This is a genomic window from Helicobacter sp. 12S02232-10, from assembly GCF_002272895.1.
Classification (GTDB): domain Bacteria; phylum Campylobacterota; class Campylobacteria; order Campylobacterales; family Helicobacteraceae; genus Helicobacter_J.
In genome coordinates, this window is sequence record NZ_MLAQ01000004.1 from 68,530 (window position 1) to 94,781 (window position 26,252).

Sequence of the window (26,252 nt, forward strand, 5' to 3'; positions counted from 1 at the left end):
CTGAAATCAAAGAGAGAGTAGGATTTTATTTCAGATAAAATCCTAAATAGCGGTGTGAAAGTGGAATTTATTCCACTTCAGCATCGATGACATCATCATCTTTTTTATTATTTGCTCCAGGATTTTGATTTTGAGCGTTATTATCCTTGGCATACATCGCTTCAGCAAGTTTATGGCTTACTTCTGTGAGTGCTTTTACTTTGGCTTCAATCTCTTCTTTTGAAGCATTTTCATTTTTAAGTGTCTCTTTAAGTTCATCTAGAGCTTTTTGGATTTTTTCCACTTCGCTTGCTTCGAGTTTGTCTTTGAGTTCGCTTAAGCTTTTTTCAGTCTGATACACCAAAGAATCCCCTTGATTTCTAGCTTCAATTGCTTCTTTTCGTTTAGAATCTTCTTCTTTATGTAATTCTGCATCTTTGACCATTTTTTCTATCTCAGAATCACTCAAACCGCTTGAGCCTGAAATTTTGATTTCTTGAGATTTACCACTGGCTTTATCTTTGGCTGAAACGGTTAAGATTCCATTGGCATCAATATCAAATGTTACTTCAATTTGAGGTACGCCTCTTGGGGCAGCAGGAATGCCAGTAAGGTCGAATCTTCCAAGCGATTTATTATCTTTGGCAAGCTCTCTTTCCCCTTGCAATACGTGGATGGAAACTGCAGGTTGATTGTCTTCGGCAGTTGAGAAGACTTGCGCTTTTTTAGCTGGGATCGTTGTGCCTCTTTCAATCACTTTTGTCATTACTCCCCCTAAGGTCTCAATCCCTAAACTCAAAGGCGTAACATCAAGGAGCAATACATCTTTAACATCTCCTTTTAAAACCCCGCCTTGAATAGCTGCACCGATGGCGACAACTTCATCAGGATTAACAGATTTATTCAAATCTTTACCGATAAACTCTTTGACTCTTTCTTGAGCTTTGGGGATTCTGGTTGAACCACCCACCATCACGACTTCAGAAATATCGCTTTTATTGAGTCCGGCATCTTTGATGACAAAGTCTATTTTTTTAATTGTTTCATCAATGAGATCATCAATGAGGCTTTCAAATTTAGCACGGCTTAATTTTTTAACCAAGTGTTTGGGGCCGCTAGCATCAGCTGTGATAAAGGGTAGATTAATTTCGCTTTCTTGAGCTGAACTCAATTCTTTTTTGGCATTTTCAGCTGCATCTTTGAGACGTTGGAGTGCCATCACATCTGATTTGATGTCAATGCCTGTCTCATCTTTAAATTCTTTGGCTGCCCAATCAATAATGCGGTTATCAAAATCATCCCCGCCTAAAAATGCATCTCCTCCGGTAGCCAAGACTTCTACGACATTGTCCCCAGTCTCAAGGACGGTAACATCAAATGTTCCACCTCCTAAATCATAAACCATAATCTTTTCGGATTCTTTTTTGTCAAGCCCGTAAGCAAGAGCAGCAGAAGTTGGTTCATTAATGATACGTAAGACGTTTAGCCCTGCAATTGTGCCAGCTTCTTTTGTCGCTTTTCTTTGACTATCGTTAAAATACGCCGGAACCGTGATGACTGCTTCACTCACTTCTTCACCCAAATAAGCTTCAGCATCTTCTTTGAGTTTCATAAGAATTTTTGCTGAAATTTCTTGAGGGGTATAGACTTTATCAGCAATTTCTATCGCACACGCCCCATTTCGATCAACGATTTTATAAGGAAGACGTTTTTCAGCTTCTTTAGCTTTGTCTTCATTGAACATTAACCCCATAATTCGCTTAATGGAGTAGATGGTTTTTTGGGGATTGGTGATTGCTTGTCTTTTTGCACTTTCCCCGACTAAAATTTCGCCTTTATCTGTAAAGGCCACGATAGAAGGAGTGGTGTTTTTACCTTCTTTGTTTGCAATGATTTTAGCTTCATTGCCCTCATAGACTGCCATTGCGGAGTTTGTTGTTCCTAAGTCAATTCCAATTACTTTTGCCATTGTTTATCCTTTTATGTTGAGATTAATTATTTTTTGCAATGCTTACCATTGCTGGTCTAAGCATTCTTTCTTTATACTTATAGCCTTTTTGCAAAACTTGCACGATTTCCCCATCATTTTTTTCATCAGAAGGGACTTGCATAATAGCGTCGTGAAAATTTGGATCAAACTCTTGAACGCAATCAATGCATTCAATACCGTGTTTTGCTAAAACTTTGTGCAAGTTTTCAATCGTCAGTTCCAAACCTTGCACGACTGCTTCATTGGATTGCGTATTTTTTGCACTTTCCAATGCTTTTTCAAGCGTGTCGATCACAGGTAGCAAATCTTTAGCTATTTTTTCATAAGCGTATTCTAGCGCTTGATATTTATCTCGTTCAAGACGTTTTTTGGTATTTTCAAAATCCGCATGAACTCGAATATAATTTTCGTGAAGCTCTTTATATTTCTTTTCAAAATTTTCATCCTCCTGTGCTTGATTTTTTTCTTGAGTTTCATCTTGGGTTGGAAGTTCTTCTTGAACGCCCGTTTCTTGATCGTTTTCCATTTTTACTCCTTATGTTGGTTTATGAAGCAATTTCTTCATAAAAACTTGTATAGTCTCTATCTAATGCCCCCATACAAAACATCTTCGCATCTTTTTTTTCAAGTTTGATGTCTTGGATGATGGCAATATTTCCTTTTGGTATAGTATTTTCAAAATAGATACCTTTATTCAGTTTGTCAAAAATTTTTCCGCTGATGATTTCAAAAAATAATTTTTGAAATTCTGAATGTTGTAACAAAAATCCTATAAATTGGATGCCAGAGTAGGACAATTGCGAATTTTCTACCATTTGGTCAAGTTTTTTGACAAGACTGAGGGCACAGACTTGTTGGGCAATTTTTTTTATATCTTGAATCTCTAAGCCGATAAGTTCTTTCGTAAATCTCTCGATTGAATGATTAAAAGGCAGCACTATTTGATCGGTTTCAAAACTTAAAATCAAAAACTTATTATTATGATTAGTAACTTCTTGGAGGATCTCAAAAGAATTTTCTTTAATGATCCCAAAAATACCATTTTCTTCACAGGCTTTTTTAAACTTTGAAATATCAATTTCAAGGCAAGCATCTTTAAAATTAAGCTTGCTTCTCCAATAGTTTTTGAGCGCCAAGTGAGTGGGTATTCTCCCGCTACTGATATGAGGCTGCATCAAAACACCCTCTTCAGAGAGAATTTTGAAATAATTTCGAATGGTTGCTGATGAAATTTTAATGCTCAAAGACATTTTCAACGCTTCTGAACCGATTGGTTCTTGAGAGTGTATGTATTTCTGAATGATTTTGTCTAAAAGCAAATCTTTTTTACGATTCATAGTTTTAAAAGCCTTACGATTTCTAAAAAATATTTTGTCGCTATTATACCAAAAAAAGTAAATAAAATTAGCATTCACATAAAAATATTGCTAAAAAATATAAAGCTTTAGTCTTTTAATATAAAGTAATATAAATTTACAGACTAAATAAAGTTTATAGAATTTATTGATATTAAGACAATCTCTCATTAATTATAGATTATAAAATTTACAAATTTGGCTTTGGAAAATGAAAAGATGGTAAAATGTGACTTATGAATATACATACCAAAAATATAGATCCAAATCTCATTGATAAGATTAGTAGCGTTTCTTTGGCGATGTTCAGAAAGAGTTTTTTTGGAGTTTTTCACGGCTCAATATCGGCTAGGATTTCTCAGAATCGCTTTTTGATCAATAAAAAAGATGCGATATTTGACAGGATTGACAATGCTTCTTTGATTATGCTTTATGACAAAGAGGATTATCGGTGGCAAGAGGCAAGTATTGATGCTTATATCCACTCCAATATTTATCAAAACTTTACAGAAGCTCGTTTTGTTGTGTATAGTATGCCACCTTATAGCGTTGCTTATTCTCTAAAGCACGATATCTTATTTCCCAAAGATTACTTTGGCTATCGTTTTTTGGGCAAACAGGTAGATATTTTTGACCCAAAAAATTATGATGATTGGTATGAGCGCGCCGATATTGATATTTCAAGATACTTCAAACAAACTAAAAGAAATTTTATTTTTATCAAAGGCTATGGAATTTATGCCTATCATAGAGATTTGTATTCATTGGCAAAAACGATTGCTTTGATTGAAAACAGCTGTAAAGTTTTGCATCTAGCTGATATGTTTGATTGCGGTTATGACAATGAAGTAAGATTTAATATTTAAATTATTGAGTTGCAACCAAGGCAAGCCTTGGTCTTGAGTGATTAGAGTTTAGATGCGTTTTGAGATAAGTATTCAGCTACACCTTCGTGAGTGGCTTTCATACCTTTGTCACCTTTTCTCCAACCTGCAGGACATACTTCCCCATTCTCTTCAAAGAATAAAAGAGCATCTACCATTCGGATCATTTCATCTACATTTCTACCCAAAGGAAGATCATTGATGACAGCATGACGGATAACTTGGTTTTTATCTATCAAAAAAGATCCTCTCAATGCTACAGATCCCTCAAATAATACGTCATAGTCTCTTGAAATTTGTTTGGTAATGTCTGCAACCATTGGGAAAGTAATATTACCGATACCGCCTTGATTGACAGGAGTGTTTTTCCAAGCAAAATGCACAACTTCAGTGTCTGTGGATACACCGATTACATTAAAACCTTTTTCTTGAAAATCTTTTACCCTGTGATCAAAAGCGATGATTTCAGAGGGGCATACAAATGTAAAATCTTTGGGCCAAAAAAACAATATTGCGCCGTTTTTACCTAGATTTTTTGAAAGCTCAAAATTTTCTACGATTTGATTGTTGCCTAAAACTGCTGCTGCTTTGAAGTCAGGTGCTTTTTTTGTTACTAACATTTTTTTTCTCCTTAGTGAATTTAATTTTTAATTTTCTGATAACAAATAATAATTATCACCTGCTAATGATAACGATTAAAAGTTAATTGAAGTCTAATCGTTTTGGTTTTTGAGCCGTTATTTATGAAAAGGTGGTACAATCTCAAATAAAATTTCAAAATACAAGGTGAGTTTTTATGAAAAATGAGTTTCTTTTCACTTCAGAATCTGTAACAGAGGGTCATCCTGATAAAATGGCTGATCAAATCAGTGATGCGGTTTTAGATTATATTATAGGAAGAGATAAAAATGCCAGAGTAGCTTGCGAAACTCTTGTATCGAATGGTTTTTGTGTGATTGCTGGGGAGCTTAAAACATCAGTTTATGCTCCGATGCAAGAAATTGCTAGAGAAGTTGTAAAAAGTATTGGCTATACAGATGCTTTGTATGGCTTTGATTATAGAAGCGCTGCTGTATTAAATGGTATTGGTGAGCAAAGTCCTGACATCAATCAGGGGGTTGATAGGGTTGATGGAGAGATAGGGGCGGGCGATCAAGGATTGATGTTTGGCTATGCGTGTAAGGAAACTGATACGTTAATGCCTTTGCCCATTTGGCTTGCTCATAAACTTACTCAAGGGCTTGCTGACAGAAGAAAAGATGGCACTATTCCATTTTTAAGACCTGATGGAAAATCTCAAGTAACCGTTAAATATGTTGATGGCAAACCGGTTGGAATTGATACAATTGTGATTTCAACGCAACATTCTCCCGAAGTTGAGCAAAAACGTTTGAGAGAAGCAGTCATTGAAGAGATTGTTTATAAGGTTTTGCCTCAAGAATACCTTAATGATAATATTAAGTACCATGTCAATCCTACAGGTCAGTTTGTGATTGGAGGACCGCAAGGGGATGCTGGGCTTACCGGAAGAAAAATTATTGTGGATACTTACGGAGGAAGTTGCCCTCACGGTGGCGGTGCTTTTAGCGGAAAAGACCCAAGCAAGGTTGATAGAAGCGCAGCTTATGCAGCTAGATATGTGGCAAAAAATTTGGTTGCGAGCGGAATTTGTGAAAGGGCAACTGTTCAGCTTGCCTATGCGATTGGTGTGGTTGAGCCTGTTTCTGTTTATGTCAATACCCACGGAACTTCGAAATTTGATGATTCTAAGATAGAGGCTTGCGTTAGAAAAATTTTTCGTTTGACACCTAAGGGTATTATAGAAAGTTTGGATTTACTCAGACCTATCTATAGAAGTACGGCTGCTTATGGGCATTTTGGGAGAGAATTGCCTGAGTTTAGTTGGGAAAAACTTGATAAGGTGAATGAGATAAAAGAATTTTTCAGTATCCATTAATTCTCATTAATATCATTATTTATAATAATTACATTATATTTTGAGTCTGGTTTTATAGACTCAAAAATAATATATTTTATTTCAATTATTTTGTTAGGGGAGTGTGATGTCAGTAAAAATTACAGATATTTGTATTGCTTGCGGTGCTTGTATTGATGAATGTCCTGTTCAGGCGATTGTTGATGATGATGACAACCCGAACGGAGAAAATATTTATTACGTATATCCTGATAAATGTGTGGAATGTGTTGAACATAATGAAATCCCTGCTTGTGCGAATGCTTGCCCTACAGATGGATGCATTGTTTGGAGCGACTTAGGAAGTTCTAATCGAAGTGAGATTGATTTGAGTTTGAGGGATGGCACACATCCTGTTGTAAGCTAAGATTTTATTTTTGGGATTTTATTTTTAGATAATCTTTAAGCGTTCTAAATGCGATTTTATGTATAATAAAAGTTTGATTTTGTAAAATCTAAAAATTTTAGCCTTTAAACAATGAGGAGTATTTATATATGGAACAGACACTTTCAATTATCAAGCCCGATGCGGTGAAAAAAAATGTGATTGGAAAAATTATTGATCGATTTGAAACAGAAGGGTTGAGGATTGCTGCGATAAAGAAAATTCATTTGTCAGAATGTGAGGCCAAAGCGTTTTATCATATTCATAAAGACAGACCTTTTTTTGGGGATTTGGTAAAATTTATGATTAGTGGTCCTGTTGTTGCAATGGTTTTGGAAGGCAAAGAAGCTGTAATAAAAAATCGTGAGTTAATGGGAGCTACCAATCCTAAGGAAGCCAAGCCGGGTACGATTCGTGCAGATTTTGCTGAAAGTATCGATGCAAATGCAGTTCATGGCAGCGATAGTTTGGAAAATGCAAAAATTGAAATTGAATTTTTCTTTTCAAAAAGAGAGATTTGCTAGTATTTTCAGATGAAAATTGAAATGAGAAAAATCACTCAAACTCCTAAAGAGTTTTCTTTAAAATCTGAAGGTCTTGTTTTAAAGGGTGAGATTTCTCGTAAAGCTTCTAAGCTTTTTCGTATGGATGCTTCCTTGAGTGGGACTTTAGAACTGATCTGTGATATGAGTGGGGATAGTTTTTTAAAAGAATTTAGTGATTCTTTAGTTTTGTATATCTCAGATGGTTTGTGGGATATGCAAAGCCAAAGTTTAAAATTTGATGATTTTGATGTCATTGAATTCTTTGACGGCTTTATTGATATAGGATATATTTTAGAAAGTGAGATAGAATCTATTAAAATGGATTATCATACTAAAGAATTAAGATAAGGAGTTAAAATGGCAGTACCTGATAGGAGAGTGAGTAAAACAAGAGCAGCAAAACGACGGACCCATTATAAGGTAAAATTAGCTTGTCCGGTTCGTGATAAGGATGGAAGCTGGAAAATGCCTCATCACGTTAATAAATTTAGCGGTTCTTATAAATAAAAACTTTGTTTTACAAAGTTTTTGTGTAATATCTGTTTGTTATTTAAATAATTGGAAAAACATATGTTAAAAATAGTTATTGATGCTATGGGTGCTGACAATGGTGTTTTGCCTATTGTTGAAGGGGTTTCAAAAGCTTTGTCTTCCAAGCAATTTCAAGCTGTATTGGTTGGAGATGAGAGTGCAATAAAACCTTTGATTTCAAAAGGTATTGCCGATAAAATTGAAATTGTCCATTGTTCTGATTTTATCAGAATGGAAGAGTCGGCTTCTGTTGCTATAAAAAGAAAGGATTCTTCTATTTATATCGGAACTGAACTTGTTAAAGAATGCAATGCAGATGCTATTGTTTCTGCTGGACATAGTGGTGCTACGATGAGTTTAGCCACATTAAAAATCGGTAGAATTCACGGGGTTTCACGCCCCGCCATCTGCACTTTGATGCCTTCAATCACTCAAAATCCAAGTATGATTTTGGATGCGGGTGCCAATACTGATTGTAAGCCTGAATATCTCGTTGATTTTGCAATTATGGGTTATGAGTATGCTAAAAATGTTATGGGTTATGCAAATCCCAAGGTTGGGCTTTTGGCAAATGGAGAAGAAGATTCTAAGGGCAATGAACTCACTAAAGAAGCTTTTAAAATTTTAAAATCGTATAATTTTTTTAAGGGCAATGTCGAAAGCAATGATATCTTTAATGGAAGCGTAGAAGTGGTTGTTTGTGACGGATTTAGTGGAAATATTGTATTGAAGGCTGCAGAAGGGGTTGCAAATTCGATTGGTTATATTTTGAAAAGTGAAATAAAATCTTCGATATGGGGAATTTTGGGCGGCTTGCTTTTGAAAGGTGCATTTGCTAATTTGAAAAAAAAGATGGATTATGCCGAGTATGGTGGTGCTCCTCTTTTGGGCGTAAATAAGACTGTCATCATCAGTCACGGAAAAAGTAACGCAAGGGCTATTGAATGTGCTGTTTATCAAGCAATTAGAGCTATTGAGTCAAATGTTTGTGATAAGATAGCCCAAGCCTTTATTAATAGAGTCGAGGTAGTTTAATGAAAAAATACGCATCTTTGAAATCGATTGCTTCTTATGTTCCTTCAAGATGTGTAAAAAATTCTGATTTTGAGGAAATTTTGGATACTAGTGATGAATGGATACGCAAGCGTACCGGTATTCAAACGCGTTATTTTGCTTCCGATGATGAAAATAGTAGTGATTTGGGGGCAAGGGCTGCAAAATTAGCTCTTGAACGTTCAGGATTAGACGTTCAGGACATTGATTTAGTGATTGTGGCTACTTTAAGTCCAGATTATTTGGGGATGCCTTCGAGTGCTTGTCTTTTGAGTGCAAAGTTAGGGATTAGGAATAAACCTGCTTTTGATATTAGCGCTGCTTGCTCGGGTTTTATCTATCTACTCTCTTTGGCAAAATCTTTTATAGAGTCAGGTGCTTATGAAAATATCTTGATTGTCGGGGCAGAAAAAGTCAGTAGTGTGCTTGATTTTAAAGATAGGAGTACTTGTGTACTTTTTGGAGATGGGGCTGGAGCAGCAGTTATTGGTACTACATCGGAGAAAAATAAATCTATTCTTGATGTTCATATTTCTTCAGATGGAACATATTATGATTATTTGCTGACACCTAGATCTTTGAAAGAAAGTAAGTTTTTACAGGAAAAATTTGCTCCTCAGTACCTTCAAATGAAGGGTAATGAAACATTCAAGCTTGCTGTTAAAACGCTCACAAGCGATGTTAAAGAAATTATGAAAAAGAATAATATTTTTTCTAAGGATATTGATTTTTTTATCCCTCATCAGGCAAATTTACGTATTATTTCTGCTGTTGGGGAGCAACTCAAATTTTCTTCGGAACAAGTCGTTGTAACGGTTGAAAAGTATGGCAACACTTCTGCAGCTAGTATTCCTATGGCAATGAATGATATTTATGAAAATGGGAGACTCAACGGAGGTGATTTGATGCTTTTAGATGCCTTTGGGGGAGGGCTAACGTGGGGGTCAGCATTGCTATATTTTGGAGCTTAGAAATTGATTAAATTCAAGTTTATTTGACAAGATGCTTTCATAATATTTTTTGATTTCTAAAATTTCTTGAATGCTTGTGTGCATATTATTGTTGGTAATAATATGTGTATATTTTGGAATTCGATAGACTTTGTCATAATATTTCACGATAAGAATTTCTGCAATTTTATTTAAATCTTTTTTTTCCCATAAGGTTAAGATTTCAGAAAAAATATTTTTTGATATATATGGTTTTATTTTTTCCATCCCGATAAAAAATTCATTTTCTGGGATGTTTTGATACATTTTGACTATTCTTTGAATGCGTAGTGATAAGTCTGATTGTACTAGAATTATGATTTTGTCTTGATAGGCTTTAAAAAGCGAATGAGGTATGATAATTTTACCTAATTTTCGAGATTCTGCTTCTATCAGTAGGATTTTTTCAGGTGCTTTTTTGCAAAATTCTTCAAAGAGCCTATTTTCAAACATTTTTTGCGTGGGTTGATACCCTTTTAATGAAGCCATATTTCCAAAGCTTGAGCCATAATGATGTGCAAGCGCTTCTAAATTAATGCTCCATTTTTCTTGACTCTGAATGATTTCTGTTTTTCCACACCCTGTATGACCGCAAAGTGTCAAAAAAAAGTGGTTCATAGGGGTAGAAAAATATTCCACTACTTTGTTGCGATATCCTTTGTAGCCATTTTCAAGCTTTTTGACACGGAATCCTATATGGTTTAAAATAACACATAGAGACTCACTTCTTTGACCGCCTCTAGCGCAATAAATCAAAAGTTTGTTTTTGTGGTTCAATATGGTTTGGAGTGCTTTATCTTTTGGGATTGAATCTAGGATTTTAGAAATATTTTTGCAAGCTATGCTTGCTCCGAGTATCTTTGCTTTTAATGGAGATTCCTGTTTGTATATGGTCCCAATTTTGACATATTCGTCATCGTTTAAGACTGCGAGATTGATCGCGTTTGGAATATGAGAATGAGCATATTCTGAAGGTGTTCTTACATCAATAATAAAATCATAGTCCTCTAAAATATCTTTCATTTAACTTCATTGCCTTGGGTAAATATCCACCAGCTTAGTGCTCTGGCTTCTTGAAGTTTGTTATAGAGGTTTTGAGCTTGTTGGATATCTTCTATATTTTTTTGGGGAGGGGGGGGGCATTACGGTATTGGATTCCAAAATCAGGGGTATAAATAAAGCGATTTGTAGCGATGGCAAAATAACCTAATGCATACCCATCATCTTTAAATTTAAGGGTATGATTATTTGTAAAAAGAGGTTTGCCAAAGCTATCGTATTGAAAGCCTTTTGGGGCGACAAGTTCAACAATACTAGGAGCTATATCGATATGAGAGCCGATATCAGATATTTGTTTGGGTGTTAAGGAGGGTGCGTAGAGAATTAATGGAATGGATTTGATAATCCGATTATCTCTTTTTGTCAAAGGATACATTCTATCAAAGTGATCTCCTGTGATCACAAATAAGGATTGTGGAAAAAGCTTTGAGGCTTCTTTGATAAAGTGCGTGATTTGTTTATCGTACCACCAGATATGCCCTAAAACATTTTCATCGGCTTCTTGGAATCTTTGCTTATTCAAGAAATGTGTTTTTAAAAAATTTTTGATTTTTTCTAAAGGAACGCCAAAAGCTTTTAAATTGACATCATAAGGGGGGTGATTGGAGGTGGTCATTATCATATTGAAAGTCGGATGCTTAGAATCCATAGTGTTTTGAATGATATAGTCAAATAAAATGTGATCATAAACTCCCCATATATTTTCAAGAGGTTTTAAATAAGGCTTATTTTTGGCATAATCCAAGATATTTGCGTTGTATAAAATTTTATTAAAACCCTCTGCAGATGTGTATCTGTCAAGCTTTTGCCAGATACCTGAACCCCCATAATAAAACCTTGTGTCATACCCTAGTTTTTGCATTATCCCAGCAATAGCGGTAGGAAATAATGGGAGGTCACCAATCATTGTATTGATAGGGATATCAGTCTGAAAAAGTCCTGTAATTTGTACATCAAGACTTTTAATGGTTCCAGGAGCATTTTCTAAAAAATTTTGAATTTTAAAGCCGTGTTTGCCATCAAGGAGTGATTTGAGTCCTGAAGTTAGCCCAATAGCATCAAATTCAGGATCAAAATGCCATTCACTCAGACTTTCAGAGACAATATAAAAAATATGTTTAATTTTAACTTCAGAAGTGTTTGTGCTTGTATGTAAAAGGAGCTTGGAAAGATCAAAAGGGGGCTTTGCATTTTGAGGCAAATTGAAAAAATCTTTTACAGCTTGAGTCGGGGATTTGTCATAAAAATCTGAAAACTTTGAGTTTGTAATTTTTTTATAATCTCTATAGACAAAATAGAGATCACGAAAAGCACCCGGAGTGATTTTTCTCAAAAAAGGATCTTTTGAAGGGTGAATGTGTTGGTCAAGTGAAAGGGCTTTAAACCCCAAATGAGAATTGATAAAAACAAGTATAATGCCTGCAAATATGACAAATGAACCTAAAACAAATATTTTAAGATGTTGTATGCATATTTTTTGGGAAGCAAGTTTTTGTATGAGATTGACTATTTTGGCGTAAATATAAAAAGTGCTAAAACTTGCTAAAAGCAAAGAAATAATTTTGGTGCTGATGTGATAGTTGCCTTGTATACCGGTTTTGAAAATTGCCTTTTGATCATCAAAAATAATACCTAAAAGATTCCCATCAAATGTGCTGCCATAGATATTGTAAAACGCCATATTAGCTATACTTAAAAAAATGCAGATGAAAAATATAAATCCCGCATAAAATAGAAGGATTTGTTTTTGAAAACGATTAGCGATAAAGGCAAATGCCAACAAGAAAAAGATAATTCCTGCAGTGGCTACCGTTCTATTATCGTATTTAGCTCCATCAATAAGAGATTGAAGAATATTTTGAAAATTTGCACTTTCCAATGCCTCATTTGGTGTTAAAAGAATAAAAGCAATACGAAGACATATAAATAAAAGACTAAGGAATAAGCTAAAAACGACAGATTGAAGTAAAGTGTTGAGAATTTTCATCATTTGTTAAATTTCTTGATTATGAAAGTTAGGATATAAAAAATTGAAAATACCCAGATGGGCACATCAATAAAATAGTCAAATAAATTTTTCGATTCTATTATCTCAAGTCCATAGCTAAGCAGGCTGATGAGATAGATAATGCCTAAGGGTTTATGGATGAAATATGCCAGAATTGTGATTGCACAACAAATCGAGATAGTTATTTGCGTGGGTTGATAATAAAGATCAATAGGGATCAGATTTAGCGTACTCAAATATAAGATAAGTCCGAAAATAAAGATAAAAATAAAGGCTTTCAAGTTCATCAAGGCGTTTTGTGTTTTTCCTAAACTTTCAAAGATAGTGATCAGACTCAAAGCGAATAAAAAAACACTCATTTCGCCTAGGAAGCTGTAAGTAAGCATATTGATTGAAAGACCTTTAAAAGGGATATTCACGACAATACCCGTTAAAATGATAAGGATCAGATTTGTCAGCGTTGAAATTTTTGCTCGATGTCCAAAATATCCAAAAATAGCCATATAACTAACGGAAAAGACATAATAGTTCATTGTCTAGCCTTAAGATAAGATCGATTAAACCGAATATGGCGAATATTTTTTCTATTATAGGTATAGACTATATCAATGTTATCCCCGTCGGTAATGGTTGTTGGATAGCTCACTTCTCCGTTTGGAGAAGTTGTATGATCAAGATCAAAGATCTTTTTAAATTCGGTTGGGGACATCATTTTTGAAAGTGTGAGCGTTCCTCTTTCTAAATTAGGATTTAAATCAAGCGTGTTGTGGATGAGGTAAATATCTTTATTGAAATTAATCAGATTGGCAGAATTGTTATAATTTTTTATATTTGTCATTTCCGGCTTTAGCCAACGTTCCCCACCTTTTAGACAGATTTGAGAAAACATTGTGTTGTCATAACGATCGTGGTTGCGAAAAACTACTAGACAGCTGCTATCTGAAATTGGACTTAAACTTGGCTGGAGTTGTCTGTGCAATCCGTTAGGTTTGATGATGGAGGTGAGTTTGCCTGAAGAATCAAATTTGAGAATCAAGGCGTATTTGTCTGCAAGCTCGTGATAAATGGGAAGATAAAACCCGCCATCATTTGTTTTAACGGGTATGGATCGGACAAGATTGCTAATATTTAGAAATGGACTTAGTTGGAGAGTTCCTTGATAGGTGAAATTTTTATTTGGGATAAAATTATACATATAAAGTTGGTAAATTTTGCTTGTCGCCCATCCGCCTATATTTGTGCCGGTAACAAAGAGATAAATTTTATTTTTATCTCTATAAAGTACAGGATTTCCAAGTTTTTTAATGTATTGGTGCGATTTTTGACTTAATTCCTCTTTGGTGAGCATTATGAAAGGTTGGCTCCATTTATGTTTTTTGACATCATAAATGCTTCCATAAATCTTGACATCTCTAGCTCCCTCCCTGCTTCCGCCGAAAAAAGCGGTCAGTAAGTCTCCATTTTCAAGGTATATAAGGGTTGCAGCATGTGCAGATGGAACTTTTGGCGGCATTGGAATATCTGTTTTTGAGAAATATGGACGGGTATAAGGGGTAGGAGTGAGTGTAATTTGAAAATTTAGTTTATTATTGGGGTGTTGGGGATAAAGATATAAAAAAACTCCTCCCAATAAGATTACTGTTAAGACAAAATAAACTTTTTTCATAAAGCTTGAGTCCATTCGAGTAATCGCCCCCCATTTAAGGGAACAATATTATTTTGTATCAATTTGATTTGACTTGGGATTGAGGAATGTTTTTTATATAATTTAATTTCTTTTTTTGGCAGATTTGAAATGCCATAGTTGATTCTAGCATTATCACTCACAAAAGCTTGCAGATTTTGAAGCTTGCCATATTTTTCGAAGAGTTCGCATAGGGCACATAGAATTGCTGGTGATGAAAAAATACCTGCAGACGCATTGTCTTTAAGCTTATTTTTTTCTAAATGTGGGGCACTATCAGATCCAAAACTCACTTTTGGATGGGCTTCTAAAGCGAGCTTTAGAAGCATTTCTTTGTCTTTTGGAGTTTTTAAGATGGGTTTGCAGAAATGATGGGGTTTTAAACCTGCGCCCAAAATATCATCTAGGGTCATTGTAATATGATGAAACGTGAGGGTTGCATAAATATTTTCGTAGCTTTCTAAAAGCTCAATGCTGCGATGATCGCTCATATGCTCAATGATGATTTTAAGTTTGGGAAAGTCCTTTGCAATGGATGCAAAAATTTGTTTAAATTCATATTCTCGTTCCATACAAAATCCGTTGGTTTCGCCATGAATGGAGAGCATAAAACCAAGTTCTTGAGCCATTTCAAATATCTTTAAGGTTCTTGGAGTGAGAATTTCTCCAAGCCCATTTTGAGAATTTGTGGTCGCGCCTTTGGGGTAAAGTTTGAGAATTTTAATGCCATTGTTTTTGGCAGTTCTGAGTTCTTCTTCATTTAATGCATCAGTGAGATAAAGTGTTATGAAAGGAGTAAAGTTCTTATCTTTAGAATTACTAAGAATTTCTTTCTTATACTGCATTGCAAGGCGGGTTGTGGTGATAGGGATAGAGAGATTTGGCATTATGACAGCACCGCTGAATTGAGAAGTGGTGAAGTCAATAATGTTTTTAAGCATCTCTCCTTCTCTTAAATGCAGATGCATATCAAGAGGGCTGTATAGGGTGATTTCTTCCATAAGTATCCCTTTATTTTTTATCTTTTAATTTTACTATGAATTGTTATATAATCAAAATCCTTTAATTCCAAGTAGCCAATGCGTTTATAATAAGCATTTATCTATCTATACATAAAGTATCTAACGTGAATTCTAATGAGGGTTTTTACACTAGGTCGAGGATAGTCTTTATAAGCAATTTCGATAGTTTTTAGGGTGTTTTGATCCAAAATGACATAGCCTGATTTTTTAAGAATTTTTAAGTCGGTAATATCCCCATTAGGATGGAGATAAAATTCAACTGCGTTTTCCCCATCTTGTCCTAGATATGCTGCAGTTCTTGGATATTCGAGGTATTTTTGAGTAATTCTTCCGATTTCGCGTAGATTGTTTTTGATAAAATCTTTTTCTGCTTCGCCCAAATCTCCAAATTCTTCCCCATAGAGTTCATCAATTTCTTTTTTGGTTTGAGTATCCATTCCTTTATTGTTATCTTCGCTAGTATTTGCACTTTGGGATGAAGAGGAGGACTGAAAAGCCAAAGATTGTTCTTTTGAAAGCAAAGAGAGATTTTTGGGATCAATATAATCTTTTTGATACTTATCAAGTGCTTTGCTTGTAGAATTTTCTTGTTTTTTTTGTTGTTTTATCTTGCTTTGTTTTTCTTTTTGATCATTTTGTTTAGGTTTGTTTGGATTTGGTGGTGTTGGGGTAGGTCTGGAAGCAGGCATTGGTGGTGTTGGAGGTGTTGGGGAAACAGGTTTTAACTTACCACTTGCTGCCAAAGATGGGGGCTGTGCTCCGGGTTTTTGCTTTGAAGGATCTTGAGAGCGGCCTCTTTTTAGAATAAGAAGATTGCTTGCATCAATTTTTGCCAGTTGGGGTTTTTGCGTGTAGGTAAGTTTATTTAAACCATAAATAATAATTCCAATCAACAAATGAATCAGAATTGAAATAAACAATGAAATGATAAAACGTTTATCGGAATTTTTATCTTGCATTTTTGTTGTTTATGGAACTTTGTTTTAGTGATGCCCAAAAATCATCGTCAATAATTCTGCTTTTGTTTTCCTGTCCATCAAGAATGATTTTATCAATCAATAAATTTTGTTTATTCCCCAAAAGCAATATATACCGATAATTTTGACTTTGAATGAGGATAATTTTATTATTGGTATCAATGTTTTTAGCAGACAAGATTTGAAGGGAGGTATGCTGGTCAAGTTTATTTTTTTTCCAAGGATTGTCAAGGTTTATCTTTTTTCGCACAAATACCAATACAATGATTAAGAGACCCATAATCCCTAAAACTGCCCAATATTGATAGTCTTCTTCCAATACGGAATTTTTTTTAAATGTTGCTATGGGTTTAGATTTGATTTCAGGGGTCTTGTTTATCAGGGAATCGATATGATCGATAGATTGTTCAGGAATAAAACGAAGCCTTAAGGTATAGCCGTCTTTTGACTTTGCGGCCTGAATTGTTATTTTTTTTTCGCTTTTTGGCACAATGTAGAGATTTTTATTTTTTGAAAAAACTTCTATGGAGTTTAAAATTGAAGAGGAGAGATGTTTTTGCCATTTTTGGTCAATGGAAGTATTTTTAAGAGTGATAATTTTTTCGTTCTGCATTTTAAGAATTTCAGGATTGGTGGAAAAAATGCCATCGGATAATAAAAGTAAATCCAGATTTTCTTTTCGATCAAAAATTTCAATGTCTTTGATCGTGGCTGATTGGGCGATGGCAAATAGAATAGGGAATATGAGGAATATTTTTTTCATAATGAATTTAGAAATCCTTGGTCAAGTAATAAACAATCGCATTGGAATCTAAAATTTCATTTAATCTGATGGCAAGGTTTTTCTCATATACCATCACTTCTCCTTTCCCTATGACTCTGCCATTTACAAAGGTATCTACACTTTCGCCCGCAGGTTTTTGCAAATCAATGATCGAACCTTTTTCAAACTTTAATATTTCTCTCAATGGTATTTTGGTCGAGCCTAATTCGGCCATAAAGGCAACTTCCATATCAAGAAGACCTTCATAATTAGTCATTAAATCTTCAAGATAAGTAGCAAGCTCAATATCTTTTTGAGAATGTATCTTTTGTTTGTCTAAGATAGGGTTTTCTTTTGCCATCATTGGCCTCTTATAAAAATGCTACAACGTCCGTTTTTAAGTCTGAAATGAAGACCCTTGTCATAGTTTTTGATGCATTTTATTCCCAGATATTTAGGGGTGGAAATACTGAAACTACCACCTTTTTCCTGTACGATTACTTTTGCCCGTCCTGTGGTGAGGTTGGCAAGCTCTTTTGCCATATCAATAAGCATTTCTTCTGAAGGCTGCTCTTCTGATAAAAAATGCTTGCACATAATCTTTAAAAAAGCTTTATTAAAGGCCAAATAAACCACTATGCCACTTTCAAGCATTTCTATTGAGGATAAATAGCCTTTTTTGAGGGGCATAATAGAATCTTGAGGGGTCATATTAATGCTTTTTTGTATGACATCAAAAAAACTTTTATGAATAATTTGCATCCCAAACCCTTCTTAAATATCCGATATTATATAACTTTTTGATTATACCCAGATTTTGTTTATGCCGGTTTGAAATTGCTTTTTGAGGTGCAAAAATCTTTTACAAAACAATTTTCACATTCAGGCTTTTGAGCTTTGCAGGTATATCTGCCAAATAGAACGAATGCCTGATGGAGAATACTTAAATCTGTTTTAAAAAGTTTTGTCAAATCTTCTTCGGTCTGAATGGCTGTTTTTGCTTTACTCAATCCCAATCTGTGAGATGTTCGGAATACGTGAGTATCCACAGCCATATAATTGGCTTCAAAATATTCAATTAAAACTACATTGGCAGTTTTTTGTCCGACGCCTGCAAGTGATTTTAATTCTTCTTGCGTAGTAGGAACTTTTCCCTCAAAATTTTCTATGATTTGGTTAGCCATTTTGACGAGATTTTGAGCTTTATTGTTAAAGTAAGAAACAGACTTGATGATTTCTTTGACTTCTTCAACATTAGCTTTTGCAAGCATAGAAGGAGAAGGGTATTTTGCAAAAAGTGCAGGCGTTACAAGATTAACCCTCTTGTCAGTGCATTGTGCAGAGAGAATCACTGAAACCAATAATTCGTAAATATTGCGGTATTTGAGTTCAGTTTTTGGATTTTGATAATGCTTTAAAAATCGTTTTTTAATTTCTAAAGCTCTTTGTTTTTTTGTCATCAGGCAATCTGTTCGACTTCAATAAATTTTGCCTCGTGATCCCGCAGAGCAATTTGAGATTGGTTGATAAGGATAGCTAGAGTTGATTTTTTTGTCGAACAGTGTAAGAGTGTGATGATAGTATTTTTTGTAATACCAAATGATATAAAACGATTTTTTAAAGCATTGTCACAGAAATTAATATTTTTTATTTTATATGATTTGCCTTTTTCGCATTGATCCAGTGTCATTTTTTGCCTTTGGTCATAAAATTTTTATTTAAATAACATAGTATTAATTATAGTATTGAATATTAAATTTGATATTGAATTATTCTTTTTTCATTTCATTTTTTATCTCATCGACAATGATGTCGATAGGGGTAAAGACTCTTCTTAATATGTTAAATGGAGCTTTAATTGCATCTTCAGCAAGGGTAATTTCTGTTTTTGGATTTTCTAGTGTGCCATTTATAATGACGTTTGTGGAGATTTTCCCTTCTTTTCCGAGTATCAGGTAACCCACGACGGGTATTTTATTGACAATGTTGGTAAAATTTTTGATTGTAGATATTGTAAGATTCATATTGATTTCTTCTGAACCCAATTCAATGACGCCATTCCCATCAATATCCATTGAGCTTCCAATCAGATTGATGTGTTCAATGCCGATATATTTTGAATTGATGGCAAAAATGATATTTCCTTTTTGAATCTCATAGCCATCAGTTCCTAGATTGGGGTTTTTAAATACAATCAAGGAGGGAATAGTATCAATCAGGTTGATGATATTTTGTAAAACTGCAAAATTTTTAAAAAGTGTATTTTGTAGTTTGAGCTCGCCACTAAAAGTGTCATCCCTATAGGCTCCTATTAGGGTATAAAGTCCGCCTCTGACAATATTTTTTTTCAGGACTTTATTGATGTAATCACCACTAAAATTATTTGCCCTGATTAGGATATTTCCATATGCGAGGTCAAGACTGACTATCCCGTTTTTATAGGTACCATCAGCAGATATTCTTCCATCGCGCAACATTAAATTGATATTTTCTAGAGGGATTTGATAGTTTTTATATGTGATGGCAGTGTTATCTGATTCGATAGTTGTTATCAGAGGTTCAATGTTATGGGTTTGTTCGTATCTTTGTTTTTCTCGTATGAAATGAGTTTCTTCTTCAATTTGTTTTTGTGTGAGTTTAGTTTGGGGAGATTGGGCAAACATTTCCTTGACTGCAGGTATGTCGCTTTTGAGAAATTCATCTAAGTTGAAGTTAAGATTTTTGAAAGTAATACTTTTTTTATTGCCTTTGATATGTGCGATGAGGTCTTGATTTGAAGAGGAAGCTATTACTTCATCTTTATTGATTTTTCCTGAAATTGAAATTTCATTGAGTTGTTTGCCGTCTTTTTGATATATAGGAAGATTTAAATCTGAGAGGTAGATTTCAAAATCAATATTTTCAAAATCTTTTGTTTTTATGTCGAGATTCCCATTTTTAATCAAGATATATTGCATCAAAGGTGAATAGGTATAAAACTGACTCAAGTCGTTTGCTTTAAACTCATAAAGATTTTCACCTATAATCCCTTCAACTTGAAATTCGGGAATATTTAAAAGAACTGATTGAGGATTTGAGAAGTCAATATCAAAAGAGAGTGTTGGCAATGTTTGATTGTCTGCATAAAAAATATCTTTTGTAAATTTATCTTCGGATTGAGCCTTGATGGCTTCGATAATTTTTCTCTTAAGGAGAGCTGCAGGAGAGCTTTTTTGCGAGGTAGGGAATGGTTTTTGATCGACTTGAGTGGTTTGAACAGGTTTGTTTTCAGAAATTTTTTGATCGACTTGGTCTTGTTGTTCTTGAGATTGTTGATCGATAGGGTTTTGATAGGGTTGCGTATTGATGTCATTATTTGTACTGATTTGGAGTTTATGGATGTTCATATCAGTATGTAGATTGTTTTCTCCTAGATTAAGAGTGATATTTGCATCCGTATCGGCTATATTTTGATATCTTGCGTGCGTTGCGTTGATATAGACATATTTGTATTCAGGAGTAATGTCTAGTGAGACATCGGCTTTTTGTACATAAAGAGGAATATGATAAAGTAAGAAATTGTTTTCTTGAGTGCTAATTAGCCCTTTGACACTTAAAATTGGCTCTGAGTTTTGCAAAAATTGGACAGAAAGATTAATATCTGTATCTAGAGGCGAGTTGATATTATCTAAAGGTAGATTGATATGGTAAATTCCGAGCAAATTTTTGATAGCTTGGCTGTAGTGGGTTTGCTTAGAAATGATTTTTAGGTCCAATTTGGGGGAGTCAAGCAAGTTAGAAAGAATCACATTCGATCCTTCCAAGTTGATATTATCATAGATGGGAGCTTGAGGGTCAATATAAATCTTTTGGTTTTCTATTTTTATATCGGTTTGTTTTGCTCTAATAGGTTCAAGATCTTTTTCTAGATAGATTTCAGGATTTTTTATGCTTATCTTGATACTAGCGTTTTTGATGAGGGTTGGAAGAAAATGGTTTTTTGTTAAAGTTGCTTGAATTTTTGCAGAATTGATTTGCAGACTAGAAAATTTTATTTTTTCAAAAATCCATTCTTGCAGTTCGGGATTTTGGATTTTATCAAAAAAGGGTTGTAAAAATCCAATGTCTTTGATTTCTGAAGTTTTAGCTTTGAGTTCAATCTTTTTTAGATCAGTGATTCCTTGTAGATAAAGAATGTCTTTTTTAATTTGAATTGGAGAAATAGCTAGATTGAATCCTAATTTTCTAGTTTGGGTCGAATAGATAATATTCCCATCGGTTTGAATACCCATATCCTTAAAAATCAAATTTAGGATTTTCAAGGATATGTCTTTATTGTTGTTTTGAATGGCAAAATTAGCTTGAATATTTGGAAATTCTAACTTGTATTGTTTGCCATCATAAATGATAGAGGCTTTGCTATTTTTATCTAGAATAATTTCTTTAATCCCCAATCTTTGGAAGTAAGATATTGCCCAAATGCCATATTTTATATTTTCGGTAAAGATTTCCACGTCTAAGGGTTGTTTGGGCTTGGAATTGAGATAAGAGGAAATATCAAGCTTGCCAATGTCTAATATGAGTTTATTGTCTAGTTTCAGATACAATTCATTAATATTCAGTTTGCCAATTTTGATATTTTGAATATAAAGACCATCGGATAAAATTTTATACCCTGTAAAAAGAAGTATGATAATGATGACAAAGAAGATAATAAGGCTCAGTATTTTTTTTGATACGATTTTACTCATAGTGGTGTCAATCTTTTTTTATTTAAGTATTCCCATACGTTCAAGTAGTGTGATCTATATGCCACAGGGGTCAATTAAAGGAATTATAACATATTTATCTAAAAATAACTTTGATATCAATGGTTTTGACAGGTATATTTTGCGCGTGATGGGGAAGCCTCAAAGCGGATGGATAGATATTCGAGAGACTGAGCTTGCTAAAGGAGATTTTTTATATCGTCTTACCAAGTCAAAAGCTGCGCTTAAGGATATCACTCTGATACCGGGTGAAACAATGTATTTTTTTATCCGTGATGCGAGCAATATTTTCGGATTGAAAGAATCTGATCTTTGGGAAGCTTACAAGCGATATGCACCTTTTCCCGATGGGGTTATTTTGCCCGATACTTATAAATTGCCTTTGGGTATCAGCGCAAATTATTTGATGCAATATTTGGTCGCGCGTTCTATGGATAAACATAAAGAATTGGCAATAAAAGTTTTGGGACGTTTTGATGAGAAGCAGTGGTTTCGTTACATTACGCTGGCTTCCATTGTGCAAAAAGAGGCTGCAAATAAGAAAGAAATGCCGATTGTAGCTGCAGTTATTTATAACAGGATAAAAATCGGTATGCCTCTGCAAATGGATGGAGCCTTAAATTACGGGCAATATTCGCATACAAAAGTAACGCCAGAGCGGATTAAAAAAGATACCACTCCCTACAATACTTATAAATATCGCGGGATTCCGCCATACCCAGTCGGGAGTGTGAGTATGGATGCGATTTTAGCCGTCATTAACCCTGCTGATGTAAAGTATCTGTATTTTGTTAAGACAAAAAATGGAGATCATGTTTTCAGCTCTACATACCAGCAGCATTTGAAGAATATCAGGTAATTTTTTTTGAACTTTAATTAAATTTTAGTCAAGATATGGTTAAAATTTGTTCAAAATTTTATGTTACTATTTTTAGGTTTAGATGGTCTGCTCAATTAGGGCAGAAATTAATTCGGATTATATTATATCAATCGAAGGAGAAGATAATGTCTAGTATGGTTGCCCCTAAGGACGTCCCTGTATGGGTAAATGAGGATCGTTGCAAGGGTTGTGACATTTGCGTTTCTTTGTGCCCTGCAGGCGTTTTGGGTATGAGATTAGATGCAAATAAAGTGTTGGGAAAAATTGTAAAAGTTGCTCATCCTGAAAGTTGCATAGGTTGTTTGGATTGCGAATTGCATTGTCCTGATTTTGCGATTTATGTGGCAGACAGAAAAGAGTTTAAATTTGCAAAAGTTTCTCAAGATGCGCAAGAAAGGGCTCAAAAAGTCAAAGAGAATAATTTTATGTTATTGAATTAATTGAATTAAAAGAAAAGGGAAGATAATGCGAGAAGTTATTTCTGGTGGGAATGAATTAGTGGCAATGGCAGCTATTGAGGCTGGTTGCAGATTTTATGGAGGTTATCCGATTACGCCTTCCTCAGATATTATGCACCAAATGAGTGTATTGCTTCCAAAATATGGAGGGCATTTTATTCAGATGGAAGATGAAATTAGTGGGATTTCGGTTTCGCTTGGAGCTAGTATGAGTGGTGTGAAGTCAATGACAGGAAGTTCGGGACCTGGAATTTCACTCAAAGTCGAACAAATCGGACTTGGTTTTATGGCTGAAATTCCTCTTGTAATTGCTGATGTAATGCGTTCGGGTCCTTCAACTGGAATGCCTACGCGTGTTGCGCAAGGGGATATATCTTTTTTAAAGCATCCTTCTCACGGCGATTTTAAAGCTGTAGCTCTTGCACCAGGAAACTTGGCAGAATCTTATACGGAGGCTTTTCGCGCATTTAATTTGGCCGAAGAGTTGATGACGCCGGTATTTTTAGTGATGGATGAAACAATCGGGCATATGTATGGTAAGACAATGATTCCAGATTTTGAAGAAATGCAAAAAACAATCAAAAATAGAAAAGTTTTTCAAGGAGATCCTAAGGATTATCAACCTTATGGGGTTCCTGAAAATGAACCTGCCATTTTAAATCCATTTTTTAAAGGCTATCGCTATCATATTACAGGGTTACATCACGGACCCATCGGATTCCCAACCGAAGATGCAAAAATGGGGCAAGCTTTGATTGATCGGTTATTTGGAAAAATAGAATCTAGGATTGATACCATTACAAAAAATGAAGAAATCGATTTAGATGGTGCTGAAATTGCTATCATTGCATATGGTTCAGTATCTTTGGCTGTGAAAGAAGCAATGGTGGAACTCAAAAAACAAAATGGTAAAAAAGTAGGGCTTTTCCGTCCCATTACAATTTGGCCTAGTCCCGAAAAGCAAATTAAGGCTTTGGGACAGAAATTTGAAAAAATTTTAGTTATTGAGCTTAATAAAGGGCAGTATGTAGAGGAGATCGAAAGAATTTTACAAAGAAAAGTTCATTTTATGGGTCAGGCAAATGGTCGAAGCATATCGCCCACTCAGATTATTTCTAAATTAAAGGAGCTTTAAGATGGCATTTAATTACGATGAATATTTAAGAGTGGAAAAAATGCCCACTTTATGGTGTTGGGGTTGTGGCGATGGGGTTATCTTGAAATCGATCATTCGAGCTATTGATGCGCTTGGGTGGAATATGAATGATGTTTGTTTGGTCAGCGGGATTGGTTGTAGTGGGAGAATGAGTTCTTATGTAAATTGTAATACTGTGCATACTACACACGGAAGGGCAGTGGCCTATGCTACAGGGATTAAGATGGCCAATCCTGATAAGCACGTCATTGTTGTATCTGGTGATGGTGATGCGCTTGCAATTGGGGGAAATCATACAATACACGCTTGCAGAAGAAATATTGATATTAATTTTGTATTGGTTAATAATTTTATCTATGGACTTACTAATTCTCAAACCTCACCTACTACGCCCAAAGGAATGTGGACTGTGACTGCTCAATATGGAAATATTGACAATAATTTTGATCCTTGCAAACTTGCTGATGCAGCAGGCGCTACTTTTGTTGCTAGAGAAAGTGTTTTAGATCCTAAGAAAATCGAAAAAATATTGACTGAAGGATTTAAGCATGAGGGATTTAGTTTTTTTGATATCCATAGTAACTGCCATATTAATTTAGGACGCAAAAATAAGATGGGTGAAGCAATTCAAACGCTCAAATGGATTGAATCACGCACAATTTCAAAACGCAAATATGACGAACTCAAAGATGAAGAGAAAGAAGGAAAATTTCCTACAGGCATATTGAAGCAAGATACAACAAAGACTGAATATACAAAAGCTTATAAAGAAGTGATTAAAAAAGCCCAAGAAAAAGGAGGGCATTGATTATGGAAACCCAGTTGAGATTCACAGGTGTTGGAGGACAAGGGGTTTTGCTTGCCGGAGAGATACTTGCAGAGTCTAGAATCCGTGGTGGGGGTTATGGCGTCCAAGCATCCACTTATACAAGTCAAGTCCGTGGAGGACCTACGAAAGTTGATATTCTTTTAGATTCTAAAGAAATTCTTTATCCTTATGCAAATGAAGGCGAAATAGATTTTATGCTTTCTACTGCTCAAGTGAGCTACAATCAGTTTAAATCTGGAGTAAAAGTCGGCGGAATTGTTGTGGTTGAGCCAAATTTGGTATTCCCCATAGAAGAAGATTTTAAAAAATACCAGATTTATAAGATTCCCATCATCACTATCGCAAAAGAAGAGGTTGGAAATGTTGTGACCCAATCAGTAGTTGCTTTGGCTGTAACGGTTACCTTTACAAAATGTGTAGATAGGGATTTGGTTTTTAATACAATGATTAGCAAAGTTCCTGATAAAGTAGTAGAATTAAATAAAAAAGCATTTGAATTGGGCGAAAAGCACGCTTTAGAGGCTATGAAAATCGGATTGGCAAAATCCTGATTTCAAAGTCGGGGATTTAACGAATATCAATGGCTTTTTTAACAATTTTTTCGAAATCGTTTTTCATATTTTCATTCAGATCAGTGAGTTTTTTTTGCGTTTCAAGAATTATTTTTGAATTGGCATTTTTATGCAGACAAAGCGCAAATAAAAAATTCTTTTTTTGAGACTTATTCAGATCCCATTTTTCGTAATTGTTGAAAAAATATTCGATTGCTCTTTGTAGGTCTTTATAAGTACTATATCTAGAATCAAGCAAAAGCATTACGGTGTTGTAATCGATTATTTTGTCATCGTTTAGAGCAATTTTTTGTTTCTTTTTATTTAAAAGTTTTAGCAGAGTAATGAAAAATACTCCAAAAACAATTACAAATGAAACGATAATAAAAAATGCATTTGGATCCATTTTTTCCTCATTTGACTTAAATGAT

General features: G+C 34.6%; 30 protein-coding genes. 13 read left to right on the forward strand and 17 right to left on the reverse strand.

Going from position 1 to position 26,252, the window contains the following annotated elements; translation table 11 throughout:
* Positions 1–67: 67 nt before the first annotated feature.
* The 3 genes from dnaK to BKH41_RS04410 are packed head-to-tail and all read right to left on the reverse strand — an operon-like array spanning position 68 to position 3,306.
* The gene (gene dnaK, locus BKH41_RS04400) at positions 68–1,948 is read right to left on the reverse strand and encodes a molecular chaperone DnaK (protein WP_095297377.1); all 1,881 of its coding nucleotides are present in this window, start codon (positions 1,946–1,948) and stop codon (positions 68–70) included.
* A 22-nt stretch (positions 1,949–1,970) separates the two neighbouring features.
* Positions 1,971–2,495 (reverse strand): nucleotide exchange factor GrpE, encoded by a 525-nt coding sequence (grpE, locus tag BKH41_RS04405; RefSeq protein WP_095297378.1) that lies wholly within the window; start codon positions 2,493–2,495, stop codon positions 1,971–1,973.
* Positions 2,496–2,514: 19 nt separating this feature from the next.
* Positions 2,515–3,306: an HrcA family transcriptional regulator gene (locus BKH41_RS04410; protein ID WP_095297380.1), complete on the reverse strand. Its 792-nt coding sequence runs from the start codon at positions 3,304–3,306 to the stop codon at positions 2,515–2,517.
* 254 nt (positions 3,307–3,560) lie between these two features.
* Between BKH41_RS04410 and BKH41_RS04415 the strand changes: the two genes are divergently transcribed.
* On the forward strand, positions 3,561–4,190 hold the full coding sequence (locus BKH41_RS04415; RefSeq protein WP_095297382.1) for a class II aldolase and adducin N-terminal domain-containing protein: 630 nt from the start codon (positions 3,561–3,563) through the stop codon (positions 4,188–4,190).
* A gap of 41 nt (positions 4,191–4,231) precedes the next feature.
* Here the strand turns inward: BKH41_RS04415 and BKH41_RS04420 are convergent, their stop codons facing one another.
* Positions 4,232–4,828 carry a peroxiredoxin gene (locus tag BKH41_RS04420; protein ID WP_095297383.1) on the reverse strand — a complete coding sequence of 199 codons (597 nt, stop codon included), beginning with the start codon at positions 4,826–4,828 and terminating at the stop codon, positions 4,232–4,234.
* A gap of 176 nt (positions 4,829–5,004) precedes the next feature.
* On the opposite strand from BKH41_RS04420, the gene metK reads away from it, so the two are divergent.
* From metK to BKH41_RS04455, 7 genes are all read left to right on the forward strand, one after another.
* Entirely contained in the window at positions 5,005–6,165 is a 1,161-nt protein-coding gene (gene metK, locus BKH41_RS04425) for a methionine adenosyltransferase (protein WP_095297384.1), read from the forward strand.
* 106 nt (positions 6,166–6,271) lie between these two features.
* Positions 6,272–6,550 (forward strand): 4Fe-4S dicluster domain-containing protein, encoded by a 279-nt coding sequence (locus BKH41_RS04430; protein WP_095297386.1) that lies wholly within the window; start codon positions 6,272–6,274, stop codon positions 6,548–6,550.
* Between the two features lie 128 nt (positions 6,551–6,678).
* The gene (gene ndk, locus BKH41_RS04435) at positions 6,679–7,092 is read left to right on the forward strand and encodes a nucleoside-diphosphate kinase (RefSeq protein WP_095297388.1); all 414 of its coding nucleotides are present in this window, start codon (positions 6,679–6,681) and stop codon (positions 7,090–7,092) included.
* 9 nt (positions 7,093–7,101) lie between these two features.
* Positions 7,102–7,461, forward strand: a complete 360-nt coding sequence (locus BKH41_RS04440; RefSeq protein ID WP_095297390.1) for a hypothetical protein — start codon at positions 7,102–7,104, stop codon at positions 7,459–7,461.
* Between the two features lie 9 nt (positions 7,462–7,470).
* Complete coding sequence (rpmF, locus tag BKH41_RS04445; protein ID WP_095297392.1) at positions 7,471–7,620, forward strand: 50S ribosomal protein L32; 150 nt, start codon at positions 7,471–7,473, stop codon at positions 7,618–7,620.
* A gap of 63 nt (positions 7,621–7,683) precedes the next feature.
* Entirely contained in the window at positions 7,684–8,679 is a 996-nt protein-coding gene (plsX, locus tag BKH41_RS04450) for a phosphate acyltransferase PlsX (RefSeq protein WP_095297394.1), read from the forward strand.
* A complete protein-coding gene (locus BKH41_RS04455; RefSeq protein ID WP_095297396.1) occupies positions 8,679–9,668 on the forward strand; it encodes a beta-ketoacyl-ACP synthase III in 990 nt (329 codons plus the stop codon). The genes plsX and BKH41_RS04455 overlap by 1 nt, the downstream gene beginning before the upstream one ends.
* On the opposite strand, the gene mnmH is transcribed toward BKH41_RS04455, so the two are convergent.
* The 12 genes from mnmH to BKH41_RS04515 form a co-directional block, all read right to left on the reverse strand.
* On the reverse strand, positions 9,651–10,709 hold the full coding sequence (gene mnmH, locus BKH41_RS04460) for a tRNA 2-selenouridine(34) synthase MnmH (RefSeq protein ID WP_095297398.1): 1,059 nt from the start codon (positions 10,707–10,709) through the stop codon (positions 9,651–9,653). The two genes, BKH41_RS04455 and mnmH, sit on opposite strands and share 18 nt — an antisense overlap.
* Before the next feature lie 91 nt (positions 10,710–10,800).
* The gene (locus BKH41_RS04465) at positions 10,801–12,735 is read right to left on the reverse strand and encodes an alkaline phosphatase family protein (RefSeq protein WP_095297400.1); all 1,935 of its coding nucleotides are present in this window, start codon (positions 12,733–12,735) and stop codon (positions 10,801–10,803) included.
* Positions 12,732–13,286, reverse strand: coding sequence for a hypothetical protein (locus tag BKH41_RS04470; RefSeq protein ID WP_095297402.1), 555 nt, complete (start codon positions 13,284–13,286; stop codon positions 12,732–12,734). Before BKH41_RS04470 ends, BKH41_RS04465 begins: the two co-directional genes overlap by 4 nt.
* Positions 13,283–14,419: a sialidase family protein gene (locus BKH41_RS04475; protein ID WP_095297404.1), complete on the reverse strand. Its 1,137-nt coding sequence runs from the start codon at positions 14,417–14,419 to the stop codon at positions 13,283–13,285. Before BKH41_RS04475 ends, BKH41_RS04470 begins: the two co-directional genes overlap by 4 nt.
* Entirely contained in the window at positions 14,416–15,438 is a 1,023-nt protein-coding gene (gene pyrC, locus BKH41_RS04480; RefSeq protein ID WP_095297406.1) for a dihydroorotase, read from the reverse strand. Before pyrC ends, BKH41_RS04475 begins: the two co-directional genes overlap by 4 nt.
* 101 nt (positions 15,439–15,539) lie before the next feature.
* The gene (locus BKH41_RS04485; protein ID WP_095297408.1) at positions 15,540–16,418 is read right to left on the reverse strand and encodes an energy transducer TonB; all 879 of its coding nucleotides are present in this window, start codon (positions 16,416–16,418) and stop codon (positions 15,540–15,542) included.
* Positions 16,408–17,199, reverse strand: a complete 792-nt coding sequence (locus tag BKH41_RS04490) for a hypothetical protein (RefSeq protein WP_095297410.1) — start codon at positions 17,197–17,199, stop codon at positions 16,408–16,410. Before BKH41_RS04490 ends, BKH41_RS04485 begins: the two co-directional genes overlap by 11 nt.
* Positions 17,200–17,206: 7 nt before the next feature.
* Complete coding sequence (gene fliN, locus BKH41_RS04495; protein WP_095297573.1) at positions 17,207–17,560, reverse strand: flagellar motor switch protein FliN; 354 nt, start codon at positions 17,558–17,560, stop codon at positions 17,207–17,209.
* Positions 17,560–17,961, reverse strand: a complete 402-nt coding sequence (locus BKH41_RS04500; RefSeq protein ID WP_095297412.1) for a chemotaxis protein CheX — start codon at positions 17,959–17,961, stop codon at positions 17,560–17,562. The genes fliN and BKH41_RS04500 overlap by 1 nt, the downstream gene beginning before the upstream one ends.
* Positions 17,962–18,020: 59 nt before the next feature.
* Positions 18,021–18,659 (reverse strand): endonuclease III, encoded by a 639-nt coding sequence (gene nth / locus BKH41_RS04505; RefSeq protein WP_095297414.1) that lies wholly within the window; start codon positions 18,657–18,659, stop codon positions 18,021–18,023.
* On the reverse strand, positions 18,659–18,889 hold the full coding sequence (locus BKH41_RS04510; RefSeq protein ID WP_095297415.1) for a FeoA family protein: 231 nt from the start codon (positions 18,887–18,889) through the stop codon (positions 18,659–18,661). The genes nth and BKH41_RS04510 overlap by 1 nt, the downstream gene beginning before the upstream one ends.
* Before the next feature lie 79 nt (positions 18,890–18,968).
* Entirely contained in the window at positions 18,969–21,929 is a 2,961-nt protein-coding gene (locus BKH41_RS04515; protein ID WP_095297417.1) for a DUF3971 domain-containing protein, read from the reverse strand.
* On the opposite strand from BKH41_RS04515, the gene mltG reads away from it, so the two are divergent.
* From mltG to BKH41_RS04540, 5 genes are all read left to right on the forward strand, one after another.
* Positions 21,877–22,806 carry an endolytic transglycosylase MltG gene (mltG, locus tag BKH41_RS04520; protein ID WP_095297575.1) on the forward strand — a complete coding sequence of 310 codons (930 nt, stop codon included), beginning with the start codon at positions 21,877–21,879 and terminating at the stop codon, positions 22,804–22,806. The genes BKH41_RS04515 and mltG overlap by 53 nt on opposite strands.
* A gap of 146 nt (positions 22,807–22,952) precedes the next feature.
* Positions 22,953–23,267, forward strand: a complete 315-nt coding sequence (locus tag BKH41_RS04525; protein ID WP_095297419.1) for a 4Fe-4S binding protein — start codon at positions 22,953–22,955, stop codon at positions 23,265–23,267.
* 25 nt (positions 23,268–23,292) lie between these two features.
* The gene (locus BKH41_RS04530) at positions 23,293–24,420 is read left to right on the forward strand and encodes a 2-oxoglutarate synthase subunit alpha (protein WP_095297421.1); all 1,128 of its coding nucleotides are present in this window, start codon (positions 23,293–23,295) and stop codon (positions 24,418–24,420) included.
* A gap of 1 nt (position 24,421) precedes the next feature.
* The gene (locus BKH41_RS04535) at positions 24,422–25,249 is read left to right on the forward strand and encodes a 2-oxoglutarate ferredoxin oxidoreductase subunit beta (protein WP_095297423.1); all 828 of its coding nucleotides are present in this window, start codon (positions 24,422–24,424) and stop codon (positions 25,247–25,249) included.
* A gap of 2 nt (positions 25,250–25,251) precedes the next feature.
* Complete coding sequence (locus tag BKH41_RS04540) at positions 25,252–25,821, forward strand: 2-oxoacid:acceptor oxidoreductase family protein (RefSeq protein WP_095297425.1); 570 nt, start codon at positions 25,252–25,254, stop codon at positions 25,819–25,821.
* A gap of 16 nt (positions 25,822–25,837) precedes the next feature.
* Here BKH41_RS04540 and BKH41_RS04545 read toward each other — a convergent pair whose 3' ends face one another.
* A complete protein-coding gene (locus BKH41_RS04545; protein ID WP_095297427.1) occupies positions 25,838–26,227 on the reverse strand; it encodes a hypothetical protein in 390 nt (129 codons plus the stop codon).
* Positions 26,228–26,252 lie beyond the last annotated feature (25 nt).

Coding starts and splice junctions, on each gene's coding strand:
- dnaK (WP_095297377.1), bottom strand. CDS start 1,948: ATGGCAAAAGTAATTGGAATTGACTTAGGAACAACAAACTCCGCAATG.
- grpE (WP_095297378.1), bottom strand. CDS start 2,495: ATGGAAAACGATCAAGAAACGGGCGTTCAAGAAGAACTTCCAACCCAA.
- BKH41_RS04410 (WP_095297380.1), bottom strand. CDS start 3,306: ATGAATCGTAAAAAAGATTTGCTTTTAGACAAAATCATTCAGAAATAC.
- BKH41_RS04415 (WP_095297382.1), top strand. CDS start 3,561: ATGAATATACATACCAAAAATATAGATCCAAATCTCATTGATAAGATT.
- BKH41_RS04420 (WP_095297383.1), bottom strand. CDS start 4,828: ATGTTAGTAACAAAAAAAGCACCTGACTTCAAAGCAGCAGCAGTTTTA.
- metK (WP_095297384.1), top strand. CDS start 5,005: ATGAAAAATGAGTTTCTTTTCACTTCAGAATCTGTAACAGAGGGTCAT.
- BKH41_RS04430 (WP_095297386.1), top strand. CDS start 6,272: ATGTCAGTAAAAATTACAGATATTTGTATTGCTTGCGGTGCTTGTATT.
- ndk (WP_095297388.1), top strand. CDS start 6,679: ATGGAACAGACACTTTCAATTATCAAGCCCGATGCGGTGAAAAAAAAT.
- BKH41_RS04440 (WP_095297390.1), top strand. CDS start 7,102: ATGAAAATTGAAATGAGAAAAATCACTCAAACTCCTAAAGAGTTTTCT.
- rpmF (WP_095297392.1), top strand. CDS start 7,471: ATGGCAGTACCTGATAGGAGAGTGAGTAAAACAAGAGCAGCAAAACGA.
- plsX (WP_095297394.1), top strand. CDS start 7,684: ATGTTAAAAATAGTTATTGATGCTATGGGTGCTGACAATGGTGTTTTG.
- BKH41_RS04455 (WP_095297396.1), top strand. CDS start 8,679: ATGAAAAAATACGCATCTTTGAAATCGATTGCTTCTTATGTTCCTTCA.
- mnmH (WP_095297398.1), bottom strand. CDS start 10,709: ATGAAAGATATTTTAGAGGACTATGATTTTATTATTGATGTAAGAACA.
- BKH41_RS04465 (WP_095297400.1), bottom strand. CDS start 12,735: ATGATGAAAATTCTCAACACTTTACTTCAATCTGTCGTTTTTAGCTTA.
- BKH41_RS04470 (WP_095297402.1), bottom strand. CDS start 13,286: ATGAACTATTATGTCTTTTCCGTTAGTTATATGGCTATTTTTGGATAT.
- BKH41_RS04475 (WP_095297404.1), bottom strand. CDS start 14,419: ATGAAAAAAGTTTATTTTGTCTTAACAGTAATCTTATTGGGAGGAGTT.
- pyrC (WP_095297406.1), bottom strand. CDS start 15,438: ATGGAAGAAATCACCCTATACAGCCCTCTTGATATGCATCTGCATTTA.
- BKH41_RS04485 (WP_095297408.1), bottom strand. CDS start 16,418: ATGCAAGATAAAAATTCCGATAAACGTTTTATCATTTCATTGTTTATT.
- BKH41_RS04490 (WP_095297410.1), bottom strand. CDS start 17,199: ATGAAAAAAATATTCCTCATATTCCCTATTCTATTTGCCATCGCCCAA.
- fliN (WP_095297573.1), bottom strand. CDS start 17,560: ATGGCAAAAGAAAACCCTATCTTAGACAAACAAAAGATACATTCTCAA.
- BKH41_RS04500 (WP_095297412.1), bottom strand. CDS start 17,961: ATGCAAATTATTCATAAAAGTTTTTTTGATGTCATACAAAAAAGCATT.
- nth (WP_095297414.1), bottom strand. CDS start 18,659: ATGACAAAAAAACAAAGAGCTTTAGAAATTAAAAAACGATTTTTAAAG.
- BKH41_RS04510 (WP_095297415.1), bottom strand. CDS start 18,889: ATGACACTGGATCAATGCGAAAAAGGCAAATCATATAAAATAAAAAAT.
- mltG (WP_095297575.1), top strand. CDS start 21,877: ATGACAAAGAAGATAATAAGGCTCAGTATTTTTTTTGATACGATTTTA.
- BKH41_RS04515 (WP_095297417.1), bottom strand. CDS start 21,929: ATGAGTAAAATCGTATCAAAAAAAATACTGAGCCTTATTATCTTCTTT.
- BKH41_RS04525 (WP_095297419.1), top strand. CDS start 22,953: ATGTCTAGTATGGTTGCCCCTAAGGACGTCCCTGTATGGGTAAATGAG.
- BKH41_RS04530 (WP_095297421.1), top strand. CDS start 23,293: ATGCGAGAAGTTATTTCTGGTGGGAATGAATTAGTGGCAATGGCAGCT.
- BKH41_RS04535 (WP_095297423.1), top strand. CDS start 24,422: ATGGCATTTAATTACGATGAATATTTAAGAGTGGAAAAAATGCCCACT.
- BKH41_RS04540 (WP_095297425.1), top strand. CDS start 25,252: ATGGAAACCCAGTTGAGATTCACAGGTGTTGGAGGACAAGGGGTTTTG.
- BKH41_RS04545 (WP_095297427.1), bottom strand. CDS start 26,227: ATGGATCCAAATGCATTTTTTATTATCGTTTCATTTGTAATTGTTTTT.